The sequence below is a fragment of the Burkholderia sp. AU17457 genome (assembly GCF_002223255.1).
GTDB classification, from domain to species: domain Bacteria; phylum Pseudomonadota; class Gammaproteobacteria; order Burkholderiales; family Burkholderiaceae; genus Burkholderia; species Burkholderia sola.
The window spans coordinates 1553569-1577584 of record NZ_NKFB01000005.1 but is presented as its reverse complement, the minus strand read 5'-3'; the positions used below and the strand labels follow the sequence as shown (position 1 = coordinate 1577584).

Below are 24016 nucleotides of genomic sequence, written 5' to 3'. Positions count from 1 at the left end.
CGGACCTCGTGGATCGGGCGGTCGAAAACGATACGTATGAAGTTTCGATTATAGTGACGGCCGTTCCAGACTGCCTGCCTGAAATGCCGTCATGCCTGCCTCGATCCTGATTCGCCCCGCCGCGCGGGAAGACGCGGCCGCGATGGCCGCGGTGGAAGTTGCCGCCGCGCAGCGGTTTCGCGAGATCGGCATGGCCGACATCGCCGATGCCGAGCCGACCGATACGGCCGCCGTGCTCGAGCGGATCGACGGCGGTCGCGCGTACGTCGCGGTCGATCCGCGAGGCACGTGCGTGGGATTCGCGTTCTATCGGCTGCTCGATGCGCGGCGGCTGTATCTGGAGGAACTGGATGTCGCGCCGTCGCATGCCGGGCAGCGGATCGGCGCGCGTCTCATCGAGCAGGTGATGGCGTGCGCGGCGCGGGAGCACGTCGAGCAGGTGGTGCTGTCGACGTTTCGCGAGGCGCCGTGGAACGCGCCTTATTACGCGCGTCTCGGTTTCCGGATCATCGACGATGCGGCGCTCGACGACGCGCTGCGCGCGATCCGCGCGCACCACGTCGCGCTCGGCCTCGATGAAACGCGGCGCGTGTTCATGCGTGCGGACGTGCCCGCCTGAACCCGCGCCGTTCCACCGTCAGGCCGCGTCGCTCAGCGCCGGGTAGTCGGTGTAGCCCGTTTCGCCTTCCGCGTAGAACGTCTCCGGCACCGGCTGGTTGAGCGGCGCGCCGATTTCGAGGCGGCGCGGCAGGTCCGGGTTCGCGATGAACAGCTTGCCCCAGGCGATCGCGTCGGCGCTGCCGTTCGCGAGCGCGGCCTGCGCGGTGTCGAGCGTAAACTGCTCGTTCGCAATCAGCGGGCCGCCGAACGCTTCCTTCAGGCGCGGGCTCAACTGGTCGCCCGAATACGATTCGCGCGTGAAGATGAACGCGATCTTGCGGCGGCCGAGTTCCCGCGCGACATAACCGAACGTTGCCGCCGGATCGGAATCGCCCATCGTATGCGCGTCGCCGCGCGGTGCGAGGTGCACGCCGACCCGGCCGGCGCCCCACACATCGATCGCCGCGTCGACCACTTCGAGCAGCAGGCGGGCGCGATTCTCGATCGGGCCGCCGTACGCGTCGGTGCGGCGATTGGTGCTGTCCTGCAGGAACTGGTCGAGCAGGTAGCCGTTCGCGCCGTGAATCTCCACGCCGTCGAAGCCGGCTGCCTTCGCGTTCTCGGCGCCCTTGCGGTACGCGGCGACGATGCCCGGAATTTCGTCGAGTTCGAGTGCGCGCGGCGTCACGAACGGACGCGGCGGACGCACGAGGCTCACGGTGCCGCCCGCGGCGATCGCGCTCGGCGCGACCGGCAGGTCGCCGTTCAGGAACATCGGATCGGAGATCCGGCCGACGTGCCAGAGTTGCAGCACGATGCGCCCGCCGGCCGCGTGCACGGCCTGCGTGACCTGCTTCCAGCCCTCGACCTGCTCGTCGGACCAGATGCCCGGCGTGTCGGCATAGCCGACGCCTTGCGGCGTGACGGACGTCGCTTCGGTAATGATCAGGCCGGCCGACGCGCGCTCGGTGTAGTAGCGCGCCATCAGCGCGTTCGGCACGCGCGCCGCACCCGCACGGGAGCGGGTCAGCGGCGCCATCACGATGCGGTTCGGCAGGGTCAGGTCGCCGAGCGTAACGGGATCGAACAACGTGGGCATGGCAGATAACCTCTTCACGAAAGGCGGGGAAGCGTGCGCACCATGCGCGACGGCGCCCCGCATGGCCGGTTCGGCCGTTGGCTAGAGTTCGCGGCGCAGGGCGTCGTGAAATGCGTCGATGACGGCCTCGTTGCGCTGGAAGAACGCCCACTGGCCGATCCGCGTCGACGTCACGAGCCCCGCGCGCTGCAGCGTCGCGAGGTGCGCGGAGACGGTCGACTGCGACAGCCCGCAGCGCGCGTCGATCTGGCCCGCGCAGACGCCGTGTTCGTACGGCAGCGTCTGCTGCGGAAAATGCTCGCCGGGCGTTTTCAGCCAGACGAGGATCTCCCGGCGCACGGGGTTCGAGAGCGCTTTCAGGATCGCGTCGATGTCGAGTTCGGTCGGCATGGAAGGGTGGGTGTTTCGATCGGGCAAACAAGTATCGTCGATGGGCGAATCTTATATCGTATTTTGACGATATTCGTGAAAGCACTGCCGACAATGGGGTTGATAGGAAACCGTAATCTCGGGGGCGGATCGACGGCGCCGTGAACCGCTCTCGATGAATCCGCTGGTTTTAGTTCGTCTTGCCGGCAATGTCATACCACCACACACGAGCCGCTCGGGCAAAGGGTGCGTCAACGCCGAACGCGGTGCGTAACGGGCGGCTGACCGGTTGTTCGCAACCGGCCGGCGGCGTGCGACGGATTCTGCGACCATCGCCGTTCAAGTCATCTCTACCACCGAGCTGCCGCCATGTCCGTCCCCTCCGTCGCGTTTGCCAGTCTCCGACGCTCGTGTGCGCTGCTGGCCGCGCGCGCCCTGTCATACGCCGTTCCGCTCGCGGTAGCCTGCGCCGCCGCCGGCACGCTAGCCGGCGCGCAGCCGGCCGAAGCCGCCACGCCCACGCAGCGCGAACGGCTCGAAGCGCCGGTCAAGGCCGTCGCCGACCAGCGCGTGGCCGTCGATACGCCGCAGGGGAGCGCGATGCTGCCGGTCTACGCAGATCATCCGCTCGACCGGGCCGCGCCCGACGTCACGCGCGTGTTCATCGTGATTCATGGCACGCTGCGCAATGCCGACACGTACTACGCATCGGGGCGCAAGGTCGTCGAGAAGGCCGGTGCGGCAGGCAACGGCACGATGGTCGTCGCGCCGCAGTTCCTGACACGTGCCGATACGCGCGCGTTCTCGTTGCCCGCATCGACGCTCGCGTGGACCCAGGAAGGATGGAAGGGCGGCGAACCGGCGCGCCAGCCGGCGCCGATCAGCTCGTTTGCCGCGCTCGACGCGCTGCTCGCGCATTTCACCGACCGCAGCCTGTACCCGTCGCTGACGACGGTCGTCGTGATCGGCCACTCCGCCGGTGCGCAATTGCTGCAGCGTTACGCAGTAGCCGGGCGCGAAGGCGACGCGCTCGCGCGAGCCGGCATCGCCATACGCTACGTGGTCGCGAACCCGTCGAGCTACCTGTATTTTGACGACGAACGTCCGAATGCCGATGCACTTGCCGGCGGCGTCTGCCCGCGCGCGACGGAATGGAAATACGGGCTGAAATCGGCGCCGCCTTACGTGGCGTCGCAGGACGTCCGCGATCTCGAAACCCGCTACGTCGCACGCCACGTCGTGTATCTGCTCGGGCAGGCCGACACGAATCCCTATACGCATTTCATCGACCGTTCATGCGCGGCGATGGCGCAGGGGCCGTACCGGCTCGCGCGCGGGCTGGCCTATTTCGATTACCTGAAAAAGCGGCATCCGGACGATCTCGCGCAGCAGGTCGTCGAAGTGCCGGGTGTCGGGCATGACGGTCTCGGCATGTTCACGTCCGCTTGCGGGCTGGCCGTGCTGTTCGGGCAGGCATTGCCGCAGTCGTGTCCGGTCGTGGCCGGCACCGCGGCGGACTGGCGTACGCCCGACGAAAATCGATCGATCAGAAAAATGCAGGAATCGGCAAGATAAATTCATTTCCCCGCGCGGCCTTCGCGGATCAGGATGACGGTGTTCCCAGGAGCTCCCCATGAACATCACGATCGTCGATGATTACCGTAAGCCGGATGGGCCGCCGATCCACGCAGTCCCGCCGGATGTACCCGAGCGCGAAGCAGCATCGATCGAGCCGTTGATTCTCGACCTGCTCGAATGGATCGGGCCCGGCGCGCGGCCGTACGACGAGGTGATCGACGCGTGGCGCACGTCGTGCCCGCGCCTGCCGGTGTGGGAGGAGGCCTGCGCACGCGGCTATCTGGTCCGCCATCATGCGCCGGGCGGCGTGGCCGAGGTCGAAGTGAGCGACGCCGGCCGCGCGCATATCCGAGCCGCGCGCGCCTGACCCTGCGGGGCACTCGGCGCGAGGCGGTGCCTGCCGCGCGTCATGCCGTTTTTTCCGCGACCGGCGCGGCGTCCGGATCGAACACCGTCAAGCCTTCCGTCGGGTCCATCGGCAGTTCCCACGGCCGCGCGGCAATGGCCCGTTTCGCCGCGTCGTAGCCAGCCTCCCGGCGGGCCGCGATGCCGGCAGGCGTGAAATCGATGTCCTTCCACTGATTGTCGCCGTCGAGCCGCGGCGCGGCGAGCTTGATCAGGTGCATCGTGGTCTCGCATCCCCACGCGGCGAGCTGGCGCACGGCCGGCGACGCGCGGTCGGCTTCCGGCACGTGCCGGACCAGTTCGCGGATCACGTGACGCAACCGGTGAATCTGCTGCTGGCGCGCGATGTGGCTGTCGGTGCGGCTCGCGTACTGGATGTCCTTTTGTCGTTCCGACACCTGCCAGATGCTCTCGGGCTCCGGGCCGGCCGGATTCCACATCTGCACCGAGAAGATGACCGCGCTGCGGCGCGGGTTGTCGTCGAGCACGACCTCGACCGGCGTATTCGAATACACGCCGCCGTCCCAGTACGGCGCGCCGTCGATCCGTATCGCCGGGAACGCGGGCGGCAGCGCGCCGGAACTCATGATGTGGTCGATTCCGAGCGGCGTATCGCGTGAATCGAAATAGCGCATCGTCCCCGTGCAGGCGTTGACCGCGCTGACGGTCAGCCGCGGATGGCCGGCGTTCAGCAGGTCGGGATCGACCAGCGACGCCAGCGTGTCGCGCAGCGGCGCGATCCGGTAGTACGACGCGCGATCGACGCCGAGCCGCACCATCGGCCCGAGCCACGACGCCGGATTGGGCTGGAAGAATCCCGTGATGCCGCCGCCGATGATCATCAGCTCGGCCAGCGCCCGGTCCCAGCCGGGCAGCAGCGGCGGGACGTCGAAGCGGGTCCGCTCCGTCACGCGATGCCAGAATGCCGACAACTGGTCGTAGCGTCGTTCGGGCGGATTCCCCGCGATCAACGCCGCGTTGATCGCGCCGATCGACGTGCCGACCACCCAGTCGGGCCGGATCCCGGCCTCGTCCATTGCCTGGAATACACCCAGCTGGAACGCGCCCAGGGCGCCGCCGCCCTGGAGCACGAGCACGACTTGCCCGGGGAGGTCCATTCGTGCCGGCTGGCTCGCGGTCATGGCTTGCCTCGCTGCGTGTGACGGTGGGTCGGAACCGAACAGTTCGATTCAGTTTAGGCGATCGACAGCGCGGGGGCGCCCGCTGCGCAACGGCGGCTTGCGTTTTTTGCTGCCGCCCGTCGTTCCCCGCGCGTTGCGTGGCGAGCCGCGTCATTCGACGGTGATCGTCTCCTTCATGTACGGATGAATTCCGCAGAACACCTTGTAGACGCCCGGTTTGTCGAAGCGGAACGCGTACGTCTCGTCCTGGTCGAGCGCTTTCGAATGAAAGATGCCGGCGTCGTTGACGACGGTGTGCGGCTCCGCGTCGAGGTTCTTCCATGTGATCGTCGTGCCGGCCTTGATCGTGGTGGACATCGGCGAAAACATGAAATTGCGAATCGTCACGAGCGGGCCGTTCGGGCCCTGCGCGAACGCGGCGAGCGGCGTGCCGGCGGCCGCGCCGCACAGCATCAGCATTGCGATGATTCGAGATGGCTTGAAGCGGATCATGTCGGCCTCCTTATATTGGTCACGCGAGCGTCGCATCGTGCAGCGACGACGTAGCGGGATGGCCGGTGAATTCGACGGTCGTCACGCCGAGCATCGACGGCAGCCGGTCGTGCGGCACCGTGAGCGGCACGGGGCCCGGCCCGTTGCCGGCCGTCGGCTGCGGGAACGCGGTCGAGCGGGCGGTATGGAATGTCACGTTGCCCTCGACCTTCGACACGATCTGATGGATGTGCCCGTTCAGCACGGTGACCGAGCCGAAGCGGCGCAGCAGCGCCATCGTCTGCGGCGCGTCGCCGGTGCCCCAGCCCCACGGTTCGTAGATGGTCCACATCGGCATGTGCGAAAACACGACGATCGGCGTGCTCGACGAGCGGCCTTTCAGGTCCTGCGCGAGCCACGCGAGCTGTTCGTCGCCGAAGCTGCCGAGCCCGTTCGGCTTGAAGTGCATCACGTTGACGAGCCCGATGAAGTGCACGCCCGCATGGTCGAAGCTGTAATAGCCGCGGTTGTCCGACGCCTTGCCGAACCGGCCGAAATATTCGGCGCCCGAACCGTCGGTGACGTCGTGTTCGCCGGGCACCGTGTGCAGTTCCGGCACGCGCAGCGCGGACAGCAACTGCGACGCGTGGTCGAATTCCTCGGGCTTGGACAGATGCGTGATGTCGCCGGTGTGGATCGCCAGCGCGGGCAGCGCAGGCATCCCGTTGACGAGATCGATCGTCTGCTTCAGCGTGGCCGACACGTCGGGATTCGCGTCCTTGTTGAAGCCGATGTGCGTATCGCTGATCTGCACGAATAGCGGTCGGCCGGCGTTGGCCGGGCGCGCGTCGCCGGGCTGCGCGAGCGCGAGGTCGAACGGCGTGAGGATGCCGCCCGATAGCGTAAACAGCGTGCCGAGCCCGCCGAAGGCCATGCATTGCAGGGCCTTGCGGCGCGACGGGCGGGTAGGGGTCGATGAAGACATGTAAGCCTCGCATTCGTGTGACGAAACCGGACGGCCGGATCGTCCTGGAATAAGCCGGCGCCTTCGCATGCGATACCGACGAAGCGGTGGATTTATTCCCGATCGTTGCGAGATCGCCCGCCGGGTGGGCGGCCGTCGGAGCGATGCGCGACGCCGCCGGATGACTCGTCAATGTCCTGTAAGTGACACGTCACATTTGCGTCACGGCTGCCCGATAGCCTCCCACTCCGAATCACTTCTCCGGAGCCCTTCATGCCGAACCTCGCGGCAACGGACACGGGCCGTGCGGTCGGTCACCGCATGCGCTCCCTCGGCCTCGCGCTGTTTTTTCCGTTCATTGCCGGCGGCATCGTCCCTGTCGGCATGCATCCCGGCGCCGATCTTCGTCTCGTCAAGGAAGGTTCGGTGCTGCCGATCGCACTGCACGGCCTGTCCTGAATCGCCCCGCGGCTGCGAACTGGCTACGCGGCACACGTCCATACCCATCGATTTTTAATTCAACACAGGACACAAGACGCTACCGATGGATATCCGTTTCTTCGATCCGAATCGCACCGCCAACGCGTCCGCGTGGCGCGTGCTGCCCAACCGCTGGGACGCGGTCGCGTTTCCGCTGATCATCGGCATGCTCGCGATGGCGATCGTCGGCTTTCACGAAACGATGGCGCCGATCGGCGTGTTGCAGACGCAGAAGATCTCGCTCGATCCGTCGAACCTGCCCGAATACGCGTTGCGCACCACGCTGCGGATGCTCGCCGCGATGGTCGCATCGCTCGCGTTCACGCTCGTCTACGGCACGCTCGCCGCGAAGAGCCGCCGCGCGGGCATGGTGCTGATCCCGATCCTCGACATCCTGCAGTCGGTGCCGGTGCTCGGCTACATCTCGTTTACGGTCACGTTCTTTCTCGCGCTGTTTCCGGGCCGCGTGCTCGGTGCGGAGCTGGCCGCGATCTTCGCAATCTTCACGAGCCAGGCATGGAACATGACGTTCAGTTTCTATCAGTCGCTGCGCACGGTGCCGCGCGACCTGGACGAAGTGTCGCGCGGCTTTCACCTGACGCCGTGGCAGCGCTTCTGGAAGCTCGAGGTGCCGTTCTCGATGCCGGGCCTGATCTGGAACATGATGATGTCGATGTCGGGTGGCTGGTTCTTCGTCGTCGCGTCGGAGGCGATCACCGTCGGCAACCAGACGATCACGCTGCCGGGCATCGGTGCGTATCTCGCGCAGGCGATCTCGGACAAGAATCTTGGTGCGGTCGGCTGGGTGATCGTCGCGATGTCGGTCGTGATCCTGGCCTACGACCAGTTCCTGTTCCGCCCGCTCGTCGCGTGGGCCGACAAGTTCCGGATGGAGAACACCGCGTCGGGCGATGCGCCGCAATCGTGGCTGCTCGACATGATGCGGCGCACGCACCTGATCCATCAGTTGCTCGTGCCGGCCGGCTGGCTGCTGTCGCAGGCCGCGCGGATTCCGTTGCGCGCGCCGTCGCTGACGGGCACGCGCGTGCGCGCCGCCTCGTCGCGCCGTCCGTCGCGCATCGGCGACATCGTGTGGGCCGCGTTCGTGATCCTGCTGACGGCGTACGTCGCATGGCGCGTCGTCAGTTTCGTCGCGACCGGCGTGACGATGGCCGAGGTCGGCCACGTGCTCGTGCTCGGACTCATCACGCTGCTGCGCGTGCTCGTGCTGATCGCGATCGCATCGGTGATCTGGGTGCCGCTCGGCGTGCTGATCGGGCTGCGCCCGAAGCTGGCCGAGAAGATCCAGCCGCTCGCGCAGTTCCTCGCCGCGTTCCCCGCGAACCTGCTGTTCCCGGTGTTCGTGATCGCGATCGTCCACTTCAACCTGAACGCAGACATCTGGCTGTCGCCGCTGATCGTGCTCGGCACGCAGTGGTACATCCTGTTCAACGTGATCGCCGGCGCGATGTCCTATCCGAACGATTACAAGGAAGCGACAAAGAATTTCCGCATCCGCGGCTGGCAGTGGTGGCGCCAGGCGATGCTGCCCGGCATCTTCCCGTACTACGTGACCGGCGCGATCACCGCGTCGGGCGGCGCGTGGAACGCGAGCATCGTGTCCGAGTTCGTGCAGTGGGGCGATACGAAAGTCGTCGCGCACGGCCTTGGCTCGTATATCGCGCAAACGACCGCCGCCGGCGATTTCCCGAAGATCATCCTCGGCATCGCCGTGATGTCCCTGTTCGTTACCTTGTTCAACCGCCTGCTGTGGCGTCCGATGTACGCCTATGCGGAATCCCGGCTCCGTCTCGATTGAGAGTAAGCGCGATGCAAAATTCGACCGTTATCCACGCCCCCGTCAAGACGTCCCAGCCGTTGCAGCCGCCGCGGCTCGGCGAAGAAATCCTGCGCGTCGATCACGTCTGCCGCGGCTTCAACAAGACGCAGGGCGAACTGCTCGTGCTCGACGACGCGAACCTGTCGCTGCGCGAAGGTGAGATCGTCGGCCTGCTCGGCCGCTCGGGCTCGGGCAAGTCGACGCTGCTGCGGATCATCGCCGGGCTGATCGAGCCGACCGGCGGCGAGGTGACCTATCTCGGCAAGCCGCTGCGCGGCCCGGCCGAAGGCGTCGCGATGGTGTTCCAGACCTTCGCGCTGTTCCCGTGGCTCACCGTGCTGCAGAACGTGGAAGCCGGGCTCGAAGCACTCGGTGTCGGCGCGCGCGAGCGGCGCGAGCGTGCGCTCGCCGCGATCGACCTGATCGGTCTCGACGGCTTCGAGAACGCGTACCCGCGGGAGTTGTCGGGCGGGATGCGCCAGCGCGTCGGGTTTGCGCGCGCGCTCGTCGTCGATCCGACCATTCTGCTGATGGACGAGCCGTTCTCCGCGCTCGACGTGCTGACGGCCGAGACGCTGCGCACCGACCTGCTCGATCTGTGGACGCAGGGCCGCATGCCGATCAAGTCGGTGCTGATCGTCACGCACAACATCGAGGAAGCGGTGTTCATGTGCGACCGGATCCTCGTGCTGTCGTCGAACCCGGGCCGCGTGATCGCCGAGATCAAGGTGCCGTTCAAGCACCCGCGCAATCGTCTGGACCCGGCGTTCCGCAAGCTCGTCGACGACATCTACGCGAAGATGACCGCACGCCAGACCGGCGAAGCGACGAAGAAGGGGCTGGAGCTCGGCAGCTGGCTTCCGCAGGTGTCGACCAACCTGATGGCCGGCCTGATCGAGACGCTCGCGATGGCGCCGTACCACGGTCGCGCCGACATGCCGGAAATCGCGCGCACGCTGCATCTGGAAGTCGACGACCTGTTCCCGATCGCGGAAGTGCTGCAGTACCTCGGCTTCGCGGACGTGCGCGAAGGCGACGTGTTCCTGACGCCGCCGGGGCGCGTGTTCGCGGAATTCGGCACGCAGGAGCGCAAGCTGATGTTCGCGGATCACCTGCTGAAGCATGTGCCGCTCGCCGCGCGGATCAAGAAGGTGCTGAACGAGCGGCCGGGCCATCGCGCGCCGCGTGTGCGCTTCGAGCAGGAACTGGAGGATTTCCTGTCGGACGGCGCGGCCGAGGAGACGCTCGACGCGGTGATCGACTGGGGGCGGTACGGAGAGGTCTTTTCGTACAACGACAAGACGGAAGTGTTCAGTCTGGAGGATGTCGAGTCGTAAAGTCGGAAAGTAGATATGTGGGGCGCGACATTCATCCGTCACCGATGTCGCGCCGACGGTGGAGCGTGACAATTTTCTACATTTTAAAATTCGGTTATTTATCAGATTGGTGGCTTTATATCGCTCAATATGTCGAGGATTTGTATGGAATTTTTTGGATATCGATCCGTATAAATCTACTTGCATTTCGAGAGGATTGGTTTTCTCCGGTGACGGCTGGGAACCCACGTTGTAGCAGTACGAATACCTATATTTTCCGCTCGTTGGTTCGATTTTAACGATGCTTGTTGAGATCGAGGATTGATTTAATAAGAGATAGTAAAAATTGAAATTTTGATAAAATCAAATAAAAATTCATAAAATAAATAAATGGCTTATGTGATTATTTGAAAATTCCGAATTGCCAGATCTGTGACCGGTGCGTGTTCATTTTCGTGAACACATGCTTCACTGGCGAGAGCGTTGTGGCACTGCGCCCCTGAAAGCGTGCATGGGCGAACGTGCCGGCGTAAAACCTCTCGTTCAACGGCAACCATGCGAACCATTCAGGATGTACTGAAACACCCCAATTCGGTCGTTACCCAACCTCTGCATCTCGAGATCGTGGGGCTCGATACGCCGGTCTCCGTTCTGTCATTCGTTCTGACCGAGGAAATGAATACGCGATTCCTCGCGGACATCATCGTGACCTCGCAGGACAAGCGGATCGACGGTGCGACGATTGTGGGCCAGCCGGCAGTCTTCACGATCGAGGAACACGCTTCGGTGCCGTCGATGGCGGCTGTGATCGATCCGGTTCGGCATGCGGCGCGTACGGTGCACGGCGTCGTCACGCAATGGACTCGCGTCAAAACGTCTCGCGACGAAGCAACCTACCAAGTCCATCTGAAGCCGCGTTTCTCGCTGCTTGAAGAGGTGCACGATTCGGCCGTACTGCTGGACAGGTCGTTTCGCGAGCTGCTGAGCGACATGATCGTCGATCGCGACTTGTTCCATTCCTTCGACGTCGAGTTCGAGCTGGAAGGGCTCGACGGGAAGCTGGAGCAAACCGTGATGTACGAAGAGACGGTCGCGAACTTTATCGACCGGCACTGCCGGCGCGCGGGTGTCTATTACTACTTCAAGCAGGCGAACAAGGAGGACGGCCCACAACGCGACACGTTGGTGTTCGGCAATACGCCTCGAGGCTATCTGCGAGCGCTCGAGGTGCCGTTGATGCCGCATTCCGGTCTGACGAGCTGGCACGAGGCGATTCTGACGCTGGAAGTTACGCGTGCGCTGGTGCCGCAGACGGTGCGCGAATGGGATCGCAACTACCGCATACCCGACGATCCGCTGCAAGTCGAATCGATCGTGGCTTACGACGACCGCTCGGTATACGGAAGCGTGAATCGCAGCGTCGAGCATTTCCATTCGGTCGAGGAAGGGCAGGCGCTGGCTGATGCGCGGCGTGACGAACTGCTCACACGGCAAGTGCGGCTCACGGGCACGAGTAACGTCATCGGCATGACGCCTGGCATGGTGGTGCGGATCACCAATGACGAGGTGCACGAGGCGCCGCACGGGATGGTGATCACGAAGCTCGTCACGACCGGTAGTCGGAGCCAGTCGGTGGTCAACACCTTCGAAGCGATCCCCGCACATCAGACCTACCGGCCCGAATACGTTCCTGAAAAGCATTGGCGATGGATCGCCGGCATGCTGATCGGTGTGGTCGAGTCCGGCGACGACGAGCCGTACGCATGGATGGACGAATATGGCCGCTATCGCGTCAGGCTCCTGTTCACCCGGCACAGCGGCAAGCGCGGCACGAACAGCATGCCGTTGCGCGTGCTGCGTACGTCGGCGTCGCACCAGGGCGGCCTGCACGTCCCCTTACTGCCGCGCTCCGAAGTACGTGTCGTCGCGACCCAGGGAAATTGCGACCGCCTGCTGATCGCAGGGGCGCTGCATGACCATGCGCGTCGTGACCTCGTTCATGGCAAGGAGGGTTGGTACAGCCGCGCCATATTCCGCTCGCCATTGCTCGGCAACAAGTTGCGCTTCGAGGATCTGAAAGACCACGAGGGCATCCGGTTGGCGACGGTGTTCGGGCAATCGTCGCTCAACATGGGCCATCTGGTCGACAGGGACAAGAACAAGCGCGGCCAGGGCTTCGAATTGACCACGCAGAAATGGGGCACGTTGCGCGCGCCGAAGGGGCTGTTCGTTTCGGCAGACGCAGCAGGTGGATCCGAGACGCCGCATCTCGACATGCCCGCCGCTATCGCGCAACTCAAGGCTGCATTGCAGCGCGTGACGGACCTTGCGGCCGCGACGACGCAAGCCAAGGCCGACCCTGCGGACCGAGCGACGCAGGCGGCGCTGCTCGACGGCCTGAATCAGCTTCGCGACGCGGGGCTGCTTGCGAGTGCTCCCGGCGGCATGGCATTCGTGACACAGAAATCACTGCAGCAATCGGCGGGCGAGAACGTGATCGTTACCGCAGGCCGGGATATGGACGTGAGCATCGTCAGGCGACTGCGCATGGTGGCAGGTGACCTGATCTCGCTGTGCGCGCACAAGCTCGGGCTGAATTTTGTCGCAGCGAAGGGCAAGGTCATGATGGCGGCGCTTACGGACGGGATGGACTTGTTCGCGAAGCAGCAGTTGCGCGTCGCGAGCCAAAGTGCGGACGTCCAAGTGTCGGCCAAGTCGAAGATCACACTCAACAGCGGTGGAGCTTCGCTCGTAATCGAGAACGGCAACATGACATTTCACTGTCCCGGCGCCTTCACGATAAAGGCGGCGTCATTCTCGTTTCACGGGCCGAACAACGTCACAACACCATTGCCGTCGCTACCGCAGGCCAACCTGAAGGTTTCTGACCGGTACTCGTCGTCCCACTGAAGCCATGATCATCAGCCCTCCCTTTCTTCCCGTATCGGGCGCGACGTCTAGTGATGCGTCAAAGACGGACCCTATGATGGACGTCGTCGATCAGTTCGAGATTGGTCATCATGGGGTCTATCCCGTTGCCTTCGACCGGCGCTTTCACTGCGGCATTCACCTGGATCCGGGCGAGCAGCACGAACCGGTGCGGGCAATCGCTGACGGCGAGGTGGTCGCGTATCGCGTTTGCAAAAGCGCTCTGTCTGATGGCGCGAAAGATCCGACTGGACAACCAGTGCTGAACTCGAATGCGGGATTTGTCTTACTCAGACATAAGACCGAGACAGGACATGGGCGAACGATCACGTTCTACTCACTATATATGCATCTGCTGGACATGACCGAACAGGAGTGGCTTGCTCCCCAGTCAACCGATCCGCCGGCCGAGGGATCGATGAATGTCCTCCCCAAATGGCTGCTCGATACGGCGGGCGGCAAAGACGGAGTCGTTCAGCCGGGCGGCGCAAAGAAGGTGTACCGCAAGGACATGCTCGGGTACGTCGGTCAGCATCAGGGGGTGCGGCATCTGCATTTCGAAGTCTTCATGTCGGATGCTGACTTTACAGCCTGGTTTGATCAGGACGGCCACCAGGTTCAACTGGGCGAGAAAGATCCTGTTCAGCCTGCGTCGAGCGACTACTGGGGATATTCCTATTTCATCATTAAGGGTCCACAGGATTTTGTCGCGCAGCCGGCGGGTATGACGGACGACTGGTTTCCGCGACTGCCAGGCGGCTCAATTGGTGAGCAAGACATCCTTTATGTGGAAGCGTGGTTCAACAAGGGGCGGCGCTATACATGCGCGTGGATCGACCGTGGTAGCAGCGGCAACGTTATCCTGCTTACACAGGTTCCGGTTGCTGACCCGTACGACGGAGAAACGAAACAGTACGAATATGATCTGTATGATCGAGCGGTAGCACTCTATTCAGAGTGTCCGAGCGATGGCTATGAAATGCTGCGCTTTGGGCGAATTCTTTCAAGTACGGTGGTGCCGGGAGAGGCGCCTGCTACTTGGGTCGCAGTGCCAATCGACGAGAATGGCACGCAAGGATATGTCAACATCGCTGCTGACGAGATCATCAAATTGTCGGACGCCGACTTTCCATTCTTCAAGGGCTGGCAAAAAGTTGACGAAAGCAATACGCCGTTTAATCAGGATGGGTTATGCGGATACGATGAACTTTGCCGTCTGACCGGCGTTGCTGATCCACAGGCAACGTCCGGAATGATCCAGCCGCTCGAATACGACAATAACAACGACGATAGTGCCAACCAGTTGCTCGCAGGCTATGTGCAGAATGCAGAGGGTGTGCGCACAAAGCTCAGAGGGTTGGTGTTCAACGCGCGCAGCGAGTGGGATCCGTTGTACAACGACGATCGCTATAAAGGTCTGAATGAACCAGATGGATTCTTTGGAAAGCAGAAAGATACCAATCCAGATGGCTATACCTCGTTTATTAAGTTCCTCGGAAACTTTCAATTTCTGGACAAGTTGCCGTCCGAATCGTCGCTAGCAGATCAGAAGTTCTGGTATTTTCATCCGCTTTAATTTATCCGGCACTTCAGGAAATGCGGGTGGCTCAGTAAGAAGGAGATGCTTCAGCTTATACCGGATCACGTTATTAGAAAGCCCGGGTCGCATAATTCGCCCTCTCAAGGAGTATGGGAATCGCCAAATCCAGATTATGCTTCATCTTTGCTTGATAGATTTGGACTGGGTTTGAACAATTCGATGAGGAAGTTCAAGCTTGATACCCCTGTCCGACAGGTGTGTTTTATGGCAAATGCTACACAGGAAACAGGGTGGTTCCGCTATCTTACGGAAGGGGATCGCAATGATGGCGCGACAGATCTGCACGGCGGTTGGTTTGGTCGGGGTTTTTTGCAGTTGACAAATCCTAACGGAAATATGGGTGGTGGAAATAATAATTATTATAAATATTTTAAATTCATTGGTCGAAACCCGAGTTTGCCGCCAGGGGGGGCAGGAGTTGCGTGGCGAAATGAGGTTGCAAGAGATGTTTTTAATGCGAGTCATAGTGCAGGAGCTTATTGGGTTTGGTCCGGAAAATCAATGCCAACGGCGAACAATCCGTCGTGACCACGGGTGGATAGTGCGAATAAATATGCGGACGAGATGAGTGTGAACGAAAGAAGGACAATTCGAACAAATGCCGGTGTTAAGGTGTGGTATTACAACCAGTCCTTTGCGAATTGTGCTGCGGCAGTGAATTATCCGGGGGCTACAGGAAGGAATCCACCAAACATGAATGGTCTAGTAGATCGATCGACGTCGTTCACTAATGCACTAATGGTTCTGACTGATATTGTGTTTTTCAAGGGCCCAAATCAAGAGGATCTAATGTGGCCGGAAAATTTCACAAGGCGGAAGTTGTCGTGAGAAATGTATTTTTAGCGTTGGTGGCATTTTTTTGGCTCGATGGGGCTGCGATAGCTGAGTTGGCTTCTAACGGTCGATCCAATTATAGGGATAATATATTTCTATTGGAGAGTCGGTGTGGGTACATTCTCGGTGAAAATGTATCATTAAAAATAGTTGATTCATCTGTGAATGTAAATAATGGAATTATATCGTTTGATTTTTATCTTGTGATGAAGCTGGATAGGTCTGCTATACGCGGGAAGCTGTCGTTCAGTTGCTTCGTGGCTGGGGCGAGTGTTTCAGGGTCGAGTGTTGCGAATAAAACTACCGCCGTCGACGAAATTGCTTTGGAAGATTCTGGTGGGCGATATGTGCGCAATGTCGTATGGCAACGGAAATATGAAGGAAAGGGGTGGGATGGAACCGTTGCCTATGTTAATTCAGTATATGGCGATCGAGAAAGGGTGCGTGTTCCTGATTATTTTTTAATATGTCCTAATACGATATATTTTCCGTGTTTCTCGTTTGAGGTTATGGGGAGGGGGCTTGCAAAAAAGGAAAGCGAACGAATTCCTGCAGCACTCGGCGGAATTGAAGTTGTTGCCTTGCGATCGACAGTTCCTGAAACAAATGAAAGAAATCGATAGATTTTAATTCACCATTTGTTCGTGGGCTTGGGCGTGCGGTGTGCCGGGAATTCCCCAAATCCCTACTCAACTAGATAGCCGATATATGCAATCTCCCATTCGCAAAGGTGACAAGCTCGAACATGGCGGCGAAGTCACCAGTGGCTCGCCATGGACGATGTTCATGGACAGGCCGCTTGCACGTAAAGGCGATAATGCGACCTGCGACTTGCATGGTCCGACCGTCATTGACGAGGGCGCCGACAAGTATTCCGATCGCGACGAGAAGCTGTTCGCGCTGGACGGCCATCGATGTGCATGTGGTTGTCGATTGATTTCGTCGCTACCGAACGTCCACTTCGAGTGAAGGATGTGAAGGTTTTCGAGAGCGCAGCTTACGTCTCGCTGCTTGATGACGACAATGCGTTACTGAGGGCCGATCTGCTCGACAGCATGGAAGCCACGCTCGTGCCTGGCGCCACGGTGACGCTGTCCGTGCCGATGGCAGCCGACGCGCAAGCCGTGGGTGTGGCCGGGTTCTTTCGCGATCAGCGTGGCGCCGAATGGCAACTGGTGATTCCGAAGTCGAAGTGGAAGAAGACGGACCCCGTCAAATTGGTCGTGACGGGCAACCGGATGGAACTGGCACCCTGAACGAGGGAATGCGCCGGTGGTGGGCATGGTGCGTTGCATGCGGGGTTTGCAGTTTGCACACGCCACGAGGTCGAACGCGGACGCCCGCGCCCGAACGGCCACAGGCCATCACTCCGGCAAATCCCGCTGGCTCACATCCCACTCGATCCCGCCCGCATTGAGCTGCTCGATCTTTTCCATCCGCTGCCGCGCCAGTTCCGGCAGCCGGTTCGTCACGCCGATCACCAGCGCTTCGGCGAGCGCGAGCGCCGGTACGTTGGTCTGCAGCATCGCGAAAGGACGACCCTGAATCCGCAGCACGATCTCCGCGAACTCGCCGATCGGCGAGCGCCATTCGTCGGTGATCAGCAGGATTCGCGCGCCGAGCCGGTGCGCGGCCTGCGCGAAGCGGATGCTGTCCTTCTGGTAGCGGCGAAAGTCGAAGATCACGAGCACGTCGTTGCGCCCCATGTCGGCCAGCGCGACGGACGCGAGATTCACGTTCGGCTCGACGGACTGCACATGCGGCCGTGCATACGCGAGCGTAAACGAGAACAGGGACGCGAGCGGCGCCGTATAACGACCGCCGCCGCAGAACACGCGCACGTCCGGATCGGCCAGCACCGCCACGGCCGCATCGAATGCGGCCGCGTCGAGCCCTTCGATCGTGGTCGCGAGCGATTCGGACAGCCGCTGGAAAATCGCCGCATGGCTGTCGCGCATGCCCGTTTCCGAATGAAACGCGTCCATCCGCGCGAGCGGCGAATTCATCGCGGTGTCGATCTCGTCGTGCAGCGCCTGCTGGAACGACGAATAGTTCGGAAAGCCGATCCTGACGACGAAGCGGAACACGGTCGGGTCGCTGACTTCCGCCTGCTTCGCAAACTGCGCGATCGGGCCCAGCCCGAGACTGGGATAGCGATCCAGCAACGCCTGCGCGACCTTCTGTTCCGACGGCGTGAAGCTATCCATCTGGGATAACAGCAACGCCCTGATGCTCGTCCCCATCGGCACTCCGGCTCTCTATCTGAATGGATTGACCAAACGGCAGACGGGCGCCTGCCGGCAACTGCACGCATGTTAGCCGATTGACGTGCGGCAACCCGCGTGTGGCCCGAAATTAGAGGGACGTATCACTCGGTCGGCGAATACGTTCATATGTGTAATAAATCGAACATACATCAGTGCACGCGGCGAGGTCCACTCGCAATGAATTCAGTGGTTACCCTAGTTTTTGGCGCAAAAAAGTGAGTGTTATGATCGCGGCCTCGCTGAAATGTATTGTTTATTACATGCTGGATGGGCTGGGCCGAATACGCAGCGGCGCACCGATGCATCCCGGCATGGCCCGGTTTATTCGTCTGGAGGATCCCGTCATGAGGCGGCTGGTAGTACTCACCCTGTTGTCGGCGATGAGCGTGTGCGCGTTCGCCGCGTCGGACCCGGCGATCGAAGCGAAGAACGGCATGGTCGTGTCGTCGCAGCACTTCGCGTCGCAGATCGGTGTCGACATCCTGAAGGCGGGCGGCAACGCGGTGGACGCGGCGGTGGCCGTCGGCTATGCGCAGGCCGTGACCAACGCGTGCTGCGGCAACATCGGCGGCGGCGGTTTCATGACGCTCCACCTGGCCGACGGTCGCGACCGCTTCATCAATTTCCGCGAGACCGCACCGGCCGCGGCGTCCGCGAACATGTATCTCGATGCGTCGGGTAACGTGATTCCGGAGCAGAGCCTGTACGGCTATCGCGCGGTCGGCGTGCCGGGTACGGTGGCCGGCCTCGATCTCGCGCAGCGCAAGTACGGGAAGCTGACGCGCAAGCAGGTGATGGCGCCGGCGATCCGGCTCGCGCGCGACGGCTTCGTGCTGACGCGCGGCGATACGGACATCCTCGATACGACGATCGAGCGCTTCAAGAAGGATCCGGAAGCCGCGCGCATCTTCCTGCGCCCGGACGGCACCGCGTTGCAGCCGGGCGATCGCCTGGTGCAGAAGGACCTGGCCCGCACGCTCGAGCGCATCGCGGAGCAGGGGCCCGACGCGTTCTATCACGGCGAGATCCCGAAGATCGTGGAGGCGGCGGCCAAGCGCGGCGGCGGCGTGATCACGGCGGCCGATTTCGCGTCCTATCGCGCGCAGGACATGGCGCCGCTGACCTGCACGTATCGCGGCTACGAGTTCGTGTCGGCGCCGCCGCCGAGCTCGGGCGGCGTGACGATGTGCGAGACGCTGAACATCCTCGAAGGGTATGACCTGCGCAAGCTTGGCTACCACTCGGCCGCGGCGGTCCACTATATGACCGAAGCGATGCGCCACGCGTACGAAGACCGCAACACGCTGCTCGGCGACCCGGACTTCATCGACAACCCGATCGCGAAGCTGACGAGCAAGGAATACGCGGCGCAGATCCGCAAGAGCATCCATGCCGATACGGCGACGCCGTCGGTCGACGTGCAGCCCGGTGTCGGCGTGCACGAGAAGCCGGAAACGACGCATTACTCGATCGTCGACCACGACGGCAACGCGGTGTCGACGACCTATACGGTCAACGGCCGCTTCGGCGCCGTGGTCATCGCGCCGGGCACGGGTTTCTTCCTGAACGACGAGATGGACGATTTCACCGTGAAGGTCGGCGCGCAGAACCTGTTCGGCCTCGTGCAGGGCACGCGCAACTCGATCGCGCCGGGCAAGCGTCCGCTGTCGTCGATGGCGCCGACGATCGTGAAGAAGGACGGCAAGGTGTTCATGGTGGTCGGTTCGCCGGGCGGCTCGCGCATCATCACGATCACGCTGCAGACCGTGCTGAACGTGATCGACTACGGGATGACGCCGCAGGACGCGGTCGCCGCGCCGCGCATCCATCACCAGTGGCTGCCGGACGCGGTCTATTACGAAACCTACGGCCTGTCGCCCGACACGCTCGCGATCCTGCGCAACATGGGCTACAAGATGGTCGAGCAGACGCCGTGGGGCGCCGCCGAGCTGATTCTGGTCGGCCTGCCGGGCACCGAAGCGGCGAGCCGCCAGAGTTCCGGGAACGATTCGTCCGTGTCCGGCAACGTGCGTGCCGGCTTCATCTACGGCTACAACGACCCGCGCCGTCCGGCGGGCGCCGCGATCGGCTACTGACCCGATCGTTTCATGCCGAATCGCTGCCGCCGGCGTTCGCGTTGCCGCGAATGCCGATGCGGCGGCAGCGCGTCCGTCGGTGGACATTCGCCAGCCTGAGCGGCACGCGCGCCTTTTTTCCGTCAACTCCATCGCCATGCGGCGAATTCCGTCATGAACAAACGAATGTCTGCGGCAGGCTGGATCCTGCTCGCGATGGCAGCCGGCATCCTGATCGGCTACCTGATCTATACGCAGCTTCCGGACAAGCAGTCGGCCGCGGAAATCGCCGGCTACATCTCGCTCGTTTCCGACGTGTTCCTGCGGCTGATCAAGATGGTGATCGGCCCGCTGGTGTTCTCGACGCTGGTCGTCGGCATTGCGCACATGGGCGATGCGTCGTCGGTCGGGCGCGTGTTCGTGAAGGCGCTCGGCTGGTTCGTCACCGCGTCGCTGATTTCGCTGCTGCTCGGCCTGCTGATGGCGAACCTGCTGCGGCCGGGCGAGAACCTCGGCCTGCCGCTGCCGGATATCGGCGCGTCCGCGCATCTGGCGACGTCCAAGTTCACGCTGAAGGATTTCGTCGGCCACATGGTGCCGAAGTCGATCGCCGAGGCGATGGCGAACAACGAGATCCTGCAGATCGTCGTGTTCTCGATGTTCTTCGGCGTCGCGCTCGCCGCACTTGGCGAGCGCGGCAAGATCCTCGTCGCCGCGATCGACCAGCTCGCGCACGTGATGCTGAAGATCACCGGCTACGTGATGAAACTCGCGCCGCTCGCGGTGATGGCCGCGATGGCGTCGACCGTCGCGGTCAACGGGTTGTCGATCCTGCTGAAGTTCGCGGTGTTCATGGGCGACTTCTACGTGAGCCTCGTGCTGCTGTGGGCCACGCTCGTCGCGGCCGGGCTGCTGTTCCTCGGCCGTCGCGTGTTCAAGCTGCTCGTGCTGATCAAGGAAGCGTTCATGCTGTCGTTCGCGACCGCGAGCTCGGAAGCCGCGTATCCGAAGATCCTCGACGCGCTCGACCGTTTCGGCGTGAAGCGCAAGATTTCGAGTTTCGTGATGCCGATGGGCTATTCGTTCAACCTCGACGGCTCGATGATGTACTGCACGTTCGCGTCGCTGTTTATCGCGCAGGCGTACAACATCCACCTGTCGCTCGGCACGCAGATCACGATGCTGCTGATCCTGATGCTGACGTCGAAGGGGATGGCCGGCGTGCCGCGCGCGTCGCTCGTCGTGATCGCGGCGACGCTGCACCAGTTCGACATCCCGGAAGCCGGGCTGCTGCTGATTCTCGGCGTCGACACGTTCCTCGACATGGGCCGCTCCGCCACAAACGCGGTGGGCAATTCGATCGCGAGCGCGGTGGTCGCGAAGTGGGAAGGCGAGCTGATGTCGGAGTCCGAGGCGAACGCGCATGCCGCGCATCTCGATGCCGAACTCGAACGGCAGAGCGGCGCTCCGGCCTATGGCGCCGGTCAGACCACATCGACCTGACGATCAGGCCGCCAATGCGTCGTCGATGCACGCCGCGAGCACCATCGCGGCGGCGTTGCCGGGCGTCGAGCCGAGCAGTTGCGGCGCATAGACGCTGTCGCCGATCTCGATCGATCGCCCCGACAGCGCACACACTCCGCGCTTGCGCGTCGTGAACAGGCGCCACTTCTGGTAGCCGTAATGTCCGGTGCAGGCGTCGCACCACGAAATCATCACGGTGTCGGCCGTGGGCCGTTCGAGCACGCTGATGGTCGGCTTGCTCGTCGCGTCCCACGACGGCAGCCGGTCGCGCGTGATGCTGCGCCGCCGCGGCCCGCTCCACGAGACGGATGGCATGTCGAAGCTGCCGATGGCGGCGACGGTCATGAGCCAGGGCGCTAAACGGTTGTTCATGTCAGTTTTCCTCTAAACGTTACGCGACACCGCCAAGCGCGATATCACGACAGGCGGATGCGCGGCTGCACCCAGCCGTTGATCCGTTCGGCGATCCACAGCAAGGTCGCCTTCGAGAAGCCGTGCAGCGCCTGCTGGTGCCGCCGGTAGAGCATCAGGTGGCTGAACTGCGCGAAGCGCCCCTGGATGAAGCCGCCGCGGAAGAACCCGAACTGCCCGAGCGTGCCGAACGCGTCGTAATCGCTGATCGACACCAGTGCGCCGAAATCGTGGAACGCGAACGGCGGAATCGGCGTGCCGTCGAGCCACGCGGGCAGGTGCTTCGCGAGATGCTCGGCCTGCTGCGTCGCGACCTGCGCGGTCGGCGGCAGCGGCCGTTCCTGGCCATCGAGCTGCAGGCTTGCGCAATCGCCGATCGCGAACACATGTTCGTCGCCGCTCGCCTGCAGCGTGGAGCCGACGACGATCTGGTTCGCGCGGTTCGTGTCGAGCCCGCCCAGCCCCTGCATGAAATCGGGCGCCTTCACGCCGGCCGCCCAGACCATCAGGTCCGCTTCGGCGAATGAGCCGTCGCCGTAATGGAAACCGTTCGCGTCGGCCGACGTGACGCGCGTCGACGTCAGCACATGAAAACCGATCTGCTCGAGCCGCCGCTGGGCCGACGCGGAAATCCGCGGCGGAAACGCGTTGAGGATGCGCGGGCCGCTTTCGAGCAGCGTGAGCTGCAGCCGCTCGCGCACCGTTTCGTCACCGTACGCCTGCGCCACCTCCAGCAAGCGGCTCAGCTCCGCCGCGAGTTCCACGCCCGTCGCCCCCGCGCCGACGATCGCGACGCGAAACGGCTCGTCGCGCGCGATGCTGCGGAACACGCGCATCCGCAACGCTTCGTTGAAGACCTCGGCCTGGCGCTGGCTATCGATGAAGTAGCAGTGCTCGCGCACGCCGGGCACGCCGAAATCGTTGGCCTGGCTACCGAGCGCCAGGATCAGCACGTCGTATTCGAGTTCGCGAGCGCCGATCACGACGTCGCCGTCCTGCGAGCGGATCTCGCCGAGTTGCACGCGGCGGCGCGCGCGATCCAGCCCCTTCAGTTCGCCGGGCTGGTACGTGTAGCCGTGGTCGCGGGCATGGGCGAGGAAGATCACCTGTTGCTGCTGGACGTCGCGCGTGCCGGCCGCGATCGTATGCAGCATCGGCTTCCAGATATGCGTCGGACTGCGGTCGACGATCGTGACCTGCGCCCGCCCGGACCGGCCGAGACGCTCGCCCAGGCGGGTCGCGAGCTGCAGCCCGGCGATCCCGCCGCCGACGATGACGATACGTGTAGGGGTTGTCATGTATAAATCATCACGTGATGAATAAGGTATGATCCTAGCGCTTCCCGGCTCCGCGTGTCAACGAAGCGGGGCAGGCCGCCCGATTCCGGGTCGGGAAACCGGGGCCGGATACGGGCATTCGAATCGTTCAAGGAGCAGGAAAAACGTGGCAGAAGTCACTGAGCGCGCGCCGTTGAAGCGGCGTACGCGCGGACGGCCGCTGGCGGAGGCGTCCGTCGGTCCGGACGTGATATTGCGGGCCGCGCGCCGCACGTTCGCGAAGCGCGGCTACGACGCGACGAGCGTGCGCGAAGTCGCGCGCGAGCTGGGCATCGATGCGGCGCTGATCGCCCATCACTTCGGTGCGAAGGAAACGTTGTGGCTGGCCGTCGTCGAGCAGATCGTCGAGCTGGCCGAACCGATGTTCGACGCGCTGCACGCGTTGCGCACGTCGCCGCTGTCGCGTCGCGACCGTGTGCGGCGCGCGCTCGAGCTGTGCGTCGATCACGAATTCGCGGAGCCGGATATCGGCATGTTCTTCTCGACGGCGGCGACCGAGGAGGGCGGGCGGCTCGATCGGCTGCAGGAGCGGATCGTGCGCCCGTATCACGACGCGATGTTTCCGCTGCTGGAGGACGCGGTCGAGGCCGGCGCGATCCGTCCGGTCGATCCGAACGTGCTGTTCTTCATGATCGCGAGCGCGATCGGCACGACGGTGTCGTACAGCCACATGATGCTGGAGTACACGTTGCTGCCGACGCGGCCGGAGGCGTTCCGCGAGGCCGTGCTCGGCGTCGTGTTCAACTTCCTCGGCGACCGGGACTGAGCGCCGCGCG

General features: G+C 63.0%; 23 protein-coding genes. 15 read left to right on the top strand and 8 right to left on the bottom strand.

The window, feature by feature from the left end:
- The first annotated feature begins 91 nt into the window (after positions 1 to 91).
- On the top strand, positions 92 to 619 hold the full coding sequence (locus tag CFB49_RS24355) for a GNAT family N-acetyltransferase (protein WP_089492541.1): 528 nt from the start codon (positions 92 to 94) through the stop codon (positions 617 to 619).
- 18 nt (positions 620 to 637) lie between these two features.
- Here the strand turns inward: CFB49_RS24355 and CFB49_RS24350 are convergent, their stop codons facing one another.
- Entirely contained in the window at positions 638 to 1699 is a 1062-nt protein-coding gene (locus tag CFB49_RS24350; RefSeq protein ID WP_089492540.1) for an alkene reductase, read from the bottom strand.
- Between the two features lie 81 nt (positions 1700 to 1780).
- Entirely contained in the window at positions 1781 to 2089 is a 309-nt protein-coding gene (locus CFB49_RS24345) for an ArsR/SmtB family transcription factor (protein WP_006496873.1), read from the bottom strand.
- Between the two features lie 348 nt (positions 2090 to 2437).
- On the opposite strand from CFB49_RS24345, the gene CFB49_RS24340 reads away from it, so the two are divergent.
- Together CFB49_RS24340 and CFB49_RS24335 are read left to right on the top strand one after the other, a co-directional pair.
- Complete coding sequence (locus tag CFB49_RS24340; protein WP_249190193.1) at positions 2438 to 3643, top strand: alpha/beta fold hydrolase; 1206 nt, start codon at positions 2438 to 2440, stop codon at positions 3641 to 3643.
- A 58-nt stretch (positions 3644 to 3701) separates the two neighbouring features.
- Positions 3702 to 4013 carry a 3-phosphoglycerate dehydrogenase gene (locus CFB49_RS24335; protein ID WP_084044317.1) on the top strand — a complete coding sequence of 104 codons (312 nt, stop codon included), beginning with the start codon at positions 3702 to 3704 and terminating at the stop codon, positions 4011 to 4013.
- A gap of 40 nt (positions 4014 to 4053) precedes the next feature.
- Here CFB49_RS24335 and CFB49_RS24330 read toward each other — a convergent pair whose 3' ends face one another.
- From CFB49_RS24330 to CFB49_RS24320, 3 genes are all read right to left on the bottom strand, one after another.
- Positions 4054 to 5193: a patatin-like phospholipase family protein gene (locus CFB49_RS24330; RefSeq protein WP_069619316.1), complete on the bottom strand. Its 1140-nt coding sequence runs from the start codon at positions 5191 to 5193 to the stop codon at positions 4054 to 4056.
- Positions 5194 to 5343: 150 nt separating this feature from the next.
- Positions 5344 to 5685, bottom strand: a complete 342-nt coding sequence (locus CFB49_RS24325) for a cupredoxin domain-containing protein (RefSeq protein WP_069619315.1) — start codon at positions 5683 to 5685, stop codon at positions 5344 to 5346.
- A gap of 19 nt (positions 5686 to 5704) precedes the next feature.
- Positions 5705 to 6649 carry a metallophosphoesterase family protein gene (locus CFB49_RS24320; RefSeq protein ID WP_089492539.1) on the bottom strand — a complete coding sequence of 315 codons (945 nt, stop codon included), beginning with the start codon at positions 6647 to 6649 and terminating at the stop codon, positions 5705 to 5707.
- A gap of 252 nt (positions 6650 to 6901) precedes the next feature.
- Here CFB49_RS24320 and CFB49_RS24315 point away from each other — a divergent pair, with 252 nt between their 5' ends.
- The 9 genes from CFB49_RS24315 (at position 6902) to tssJ (ending at position 16882) form a co-directional block, all read left to right on the top strand.
- Complete coding sequence (locus CFB49_RS24315) at positions 6902 to 7087, top strand: phosphate transporter (RefSeq protein WP_069619313.1); 186 nt, start codon at positions 6902 to 6904, stop codon at positions 7085 to 7087.
- An 85-nt stretch (positions 7088 to 7172) separates the two neighbouring features.
- Positions 7173 to 8927: an ABC transporter permease gene (locus tag CFB49_RS24310; protein WP_089492538.1), complete on the top strand. Its 1755-nt coding sequence runs from the start codon at positions 7173 to 7175 to the stop codon at positions 8925 to 8927.
- An 11-nt stretch (positions 8928 to 8938) separates the two neighbouring features.
- Positions 8939 to 10285: an ABC transporter ATP-binding protein gene (locus CFB49_RS24305; RefSeq protein ID WP_089492537.1), complete on the top strand. Its 1347-nt coding sequence runs from the start codon at positions 8939 to 8941 to the stop codon at positions 10283 to 10285.
- Between the two features lie 534 nt (positions 10286 to 10819).
- A complete protein-coding gene (locus tag CFB49_RS24300) occupies positions 10820 to 13174 on the top strand; it encodes a type VI secretion system Vgr family protein (protein ID WP_089492536.1) in 2355 nt (784 codons plus the stop codon).
- Between the two features lie 76 nt (positions 13175 to 13250).
- Complete coding sequence (locus CFB49_RS36900; RefSeq protein ID WP_249190194.1) at positions 13251 to 14768, top strand: M23 family peptidase; 1518 nt, start codon at positions 13251 to 13253, stop codon at positions 14766 to 14768.
- 183 nt (positions 14769 to 14951) lie between these two features.
- Positions 14952 to 15320: a hypothetical protein gene (locus tag CFB49_RS36895; RefSeq protein WP_249190195.1), complete on the top strand. Its 369-nt coding sequence runs from the start codon at positions 14952 to 14954 to the stop codon at positions 15318 to 15320.
- A 263-nt stretch (positions 15321 to 15583) separates the two neighbouring features.
- Entirely contained in the window at positions 15584 to 16249 is a 666-nt protein-coding gene (locus tag CFB49_RS35920) for a hypothetical protein (RefSeq protein WP_143329314.1), read from the top strand.
- 85 nt (positions 16250 to 16334) lie between these two features.
- Positions 16335 to 16595, top strand: coding sequence for a PAAR domain-containing protein (locus tag CFB49_RS24290; RefSeq protein WP_089436766.1), 261 nt, complete (start codon positions 16335 to 16337; stop codon positions 16593 to 16595).
- A complete protein-coding gene (gene tssJ / locus CFB49_RS24285; RefSeq protein WP_249190196.1) occupies positions 16547 to 16882 on the top strand; it encodes a type VI secretion system lipoprotein TssJ in 336 nt (111 codons plus the stop codon). Before CFB49_RS24290 ends, tssJ begins: the two co-directional genes overlap by 49 nt.
- A 108-nt stretch (positions 16883 to 16990) precedes the next feature.
- Here the strand turns inward: tssJ and CFB49_RS24280 are convergent, their stop codons facing one another.
- Positions 16991 to 17869, bottom strand: coding sequence for a MurR/RpiR family transcriptional regulator (locus CFB49_RS24280; protein WP_069619302.1), 879 nt, complete (start codon positions 17867 to 17869; stop codon positions 16991 to 16993).
- A gap of 368 nt (positions 17870 to 18237) precedes the next feature.
- Here CFB49_RS24280 and ggt point away from each other — a divergent pair, with 368 nt between their 5' ends.
- Together ggt and CFB49_RS24270 are read left to right on the top strand one after the other, a co-directional pair.
- Positions 18238 to 19989, top strand: coding sequence for a gamma-glutamyltransferase (gene ggt / locus CFB49_RS24275; protein WP_089492534.1), 1752 nt, complete (start codon positions 18238 to 18240; stop codon positions 19987 to 19989).
- Between the two features lie 153 nt (positions 19990 to 20142).
- Positions 20143 to 21471 (top strand): dicarboxylate/amino acid:cation symporter, encoded by a 1329-nt coding sequence (locus CFB49_RS24270; protein ID WP_089492533.1) that lies wholly within the window; start codon positions 20143 to 20145, stop codon positions 21469 to 21471.
- Positions 21472 to 21474: 3 nt separating this feature from the next.
- On the opposite strand, the gene CFB49_RS24265 is transcribed toward CFB49_RS24270, so the two are convergent.
- Both CFB49_RS24265 and CFB49_RS24260 read right to left on the bottom strand, forming a co-directional pair.
- Positions 21475 to 21864, bottom strand: coding sequence for a DUF3331 domain-containing protein (locus CFB49_RS24265; RefSeq protein WP_069619299.1), 390 nt, complete (start codon positions 21862 to 21864; stop codon positions 21475 to 21477).
- A gap of 44 nt (positions 21865 to 21908) precedes the next feature.
- Positions 21909 to 23201 (bottom strand): NAD(P)/FAD-dependent oxidoreductase, encoded by a 1293-nt coding sequence (locus tag CFB49_RS24260; RefSeq protein WP_089492532.1) that lies wholly within the window; start codon positions 23199 to 23201, stop codon positions 21909 to 21911.
- A 145-nt stretch (positions 23202 to 23346) separates the two neighbouring features.
- Here CFB49_RS24260 and CFB49_RS24255 point away from each other — a divergent pair, with 145 nt between their 5' ends.
- Complete coding sequence (locus CFB49_RS24255; RefSeq protein WP_089492531.1) at positions 23347 to 24006, top strand: TetR/AcrR family transcriptional regulator; 660 nt, start codon at positions 23347 to 23349, stop codon at positions 24004 to 24006.
- Positions 24007 to 24016: the final 10 nt, after the last annotated feature.